Raw genomic sequence first — 3,163 nt, 5'->3', positions numbered from 1 at the left:
AGGGCCACCAGACCGTTGTAGATCACGGCCACCAGCGACAGGAAGATCATGAAGCCGGACAGCGCATGGCTGGCGTCAGGCAGGATAGGCAGCGAGAAGCGCAGGAAACCATAGGCGCCCAGCTTCAGCATGATCGCGGCCAGCACGATGGAACCACCGGTCGGCGCCTGCACGTGGGCGTCGGGCAGCCAGGTGTGCACCGGCCACATCGGCACCTTCACCGCGAAGGCGGCCAGGAAGGCGAAGAACAGGATCTTCTGTTCCAGCATCGACAGCGGCACCTGGTGCCAGGTCGGGATATCGAAGCTGCCACCGGACACGTAGTACAGGTAGATCAGCGCGATCAGCATCAGCAGCGAACCCAGCAGCGTGTAGAGGAACAGCTTGAAGGCTGCATACACGCGGTTGTCGCCGCCCCAGACGCCCACGATGATGAACATCGGGATCAGGGTCGCTTCGAAGAAGGCGTAGAACAGCATCGCGTCCAGCGACGAGAAGACGCCGATCATGATGCCCGAGAGGATCAGGAAGGCGCCCATGTACTGGGCCACGCGCTTCTGGATCACCACCCAGCCAGCCAGCACCACGATGACCGTGATGAAGGCCGTCAGCGGCACGAACCACAGCGAGATGCCGTCCAGGCCGAGGAAGTAGCTGATGTTGAAGCGGTCGATCCAGGGCGTCTTTTCGACGAACTGGTAACCGTGCGCCAGCGGATCGAAATGCTGGATCAGAGGGAAAGTCACGACCAGGCCGACCAGCGAACCGAACAACGCCAGCCAGCGGCTCAGCGCCGGATTGCTGTCGCGGCCCAATGCCAGGACGAGGATGCCGAAGACGATCGGAACCCAGATCGCGACGCTCAAGATGGGAAATGTTGACTGCATCATGGTTGTTATCTACTCGGACAGCTTATTTGGCGAACGGGAACGGCATGAACCACTCCAGGAAACCCAGCACCCCGATGATCATCACGAATGCATAGTGATAGATGTAACCGGACTGCCAGAGACGCGTGAATTTCGAGAACCAGCCGACGACCTTGGCGCTGCCGTTGACGAACAGGCCGTCGATCAGGCCGCGGTCGCCCACGGTGGACAGTCCGCTGCCCAGCAGGCGTGCACCGCCGGCAAAGACCACTTCATTGAACTTGTCCATGTAGTACTTGTTGTCCAGGATGGTGTAGATGATGCTGAACTTTTCCTTGAACCAGGCCGGCACGCGCGGGTTGATCATGTAGCAGTAGTAGGCCACGGCCACACCGGCGATCGCCAGCCACAGCGGCGCGCTGGTGAAGGCGTGGGTCACCATGGCCACAGGACCGTGGAACTCGTGGGACAGCTCTTCCATGACCTTGTGGTTTTCACCGAAGAAGATCACGCCCTTGAAGAAGTCGCCATACAGCATCGGCGCAATCGCGAAGAAACCGACGATGACCGAGGGAATGGCCAGCAGGATCAGCGGCAGGGTCACCACCAGCGGCGACTCGTGCGGCTTCTGGCCCGGGGCCAGACCATGGTGGTGCTCGTCATGGTCGTGGTCGTCGTGGGCATCGTGACCATGGTCGTCGTGCGCGCCGTGGGCGGCAGCCGGAGCATGGTGCTCGTCATGGGCATGGGCCTGGCCGAAACGCTCCTTGCCATGGAAGACCATGAAGTACATGCGGAACGAGTAGAAGGCGGTCACGAAGACGCTGGCCAGCACGGCGAAGTAGGCAAAACCCGAACCCGGCAGGTGCGACTCGGCAGCGGCTTCGATGATCGAATCCTTGGAGTAGAAGCCGGAGAAGAACGGCGTACCGATCAGGGCCAGCGAACCCAGCAGCGAGGTGATCCAGGTGATGGGCATGTACTTGCGCAGGCCGCCCATGTTGCGCATGTCCTGGTCGTGGTGCATGCCGATGATGACCGAGCCGGCACCCAGGAACAGCAGGGCCTTGAAGAAGGCGTGGGTCATCAGGTGGAACACGGCCACCGAGTAGGCCGACGCGCCCAGGGCCACGGTCATGTAACCCAGCTGCGACAGCGTGGAGTAAGCCACGACGCGCTTGATGTCGTTCTGCATGGTGCCCAGGAAGCCCATGAACAGCGCCGTGATGGCACCGATCACCAGGATGAAGGACAGTGCGGTATCGGACAGTTCGAACAGCGGCGACATGCGGGTGACCATGAAGATACCGGCGGTCACCATTGTAGCGGCGTGGATCAGCGCGGAAATCGGGGTCGGGCCTTCCATCGAGTCCGGCAGCCAGACGTGCAGCGGGAACTGGGCCGACTTGCCCATGGCGCCCACGAACAGGCAGATACATGCCACGGTCAGCAGCATCCAGTCAGTACCCGGCAGGGTCAGCGTCGCCAGTTCGGCGCGCTTGGCGAAGACTTCGGTGTAGTTCATCGAACCGGCGTAGGACAGCAGCAGGCCAATACCCAGGATGAAGCCGAAGTCACCCACACGGTTGACCAGGAAGGCCTTCATGTTGGCCTTGATGGCCGTCGGTCGGGTGTACCAGAAACCGATCAGCAGATAGGACACCAGGCCCACCGCTTCCCAGCCGAAGAACAGCTGCAGGAAGTTGTTGCTCATGACCAGCATGAGCATGGAGAAGGTGAACAGCGAGATGTAGGAGAAGAAGCGGTTGTAGCCCTCATCTTCCGCCATGTAGCCGATGGTGTAGATGTGAACCATCAGCGACACGAAGGTCACCACGCACATCATCATCGCGGTCAGGCTGTCGACCATGAAGCCGATCTCCAGCTTGAGACCTGCCACCGTCATCCAGTTGTACAGCGTACCGTTGTAGGTGGCGCCGTCCAGCACTGCGAGCAGGGTCTGGATGGAGATGATGGCGGCGATCAGCACGCCCAGGATGGTCGCGGTATGCGACACCTTGCGGCCAACCACGTTGCCGAAGAATTTGGTACCCAGGAAGCCGGCAATGGCCGAGCCTGCCAGCGGCGCCAGGGGTACAGCAAGAAGAAGATGTGGGTTAAGTTGCCCAGCCATGATGAACCTTATCGCTTATTGGCTGCCCCGCCTGCAGCATGTGCTGCAAGGGAGCCTCCCATCTTTAAATGAAATCCAAACCAGAACGCAATAACTGGACGCTGCGGTGGCCGACTCAGCCCGTGAGGCTGTCGAGGTCTTCCACGTTGTTGGTTTCCAG

Annotated in this window: 2 protein-coding genes; both read right to left on the bottom strand. The window is 60.6% G+C overall.

Annotated features, from left to right (window positions below):
* Nucleotides 1–890, bottom strand: an 890-nt coding sequence (locus ACIPHN_RS24995; protein ID WP_400441669.1) for an NADH-quinone oxidoreductase subunit M, incomplete at its 3' end; no start/stop codon positions are given.
* Between the two features lie 22 nt (nucleotides 891–912).
* Entirely contained in the window at nucleotides 913–3,003 is a 2,091-nt protein-coding gene (gene nuoL, locus ACIPHN_RS24990; protein ID WP_400441666.1) for an NADH-quinone oxidoreductase subunit L, read from the bottom strand.
* Between the last annotated feature and the right edge of the window lie 160 nt (nucleotides 3,004–3,163).

Source organism: Herbaspirillum sp. NPDC087042, from assembly GCF_044745245.1.
Lineage (GTDB): Bacteria > Pseudomonadota > Gammaproteobacteria > Burkholderiales > Burkholderiaceae_D > Herbaspirillum.
This window is presented reverse-complemented; position numbering and strand designations above follow the sequence as displayed.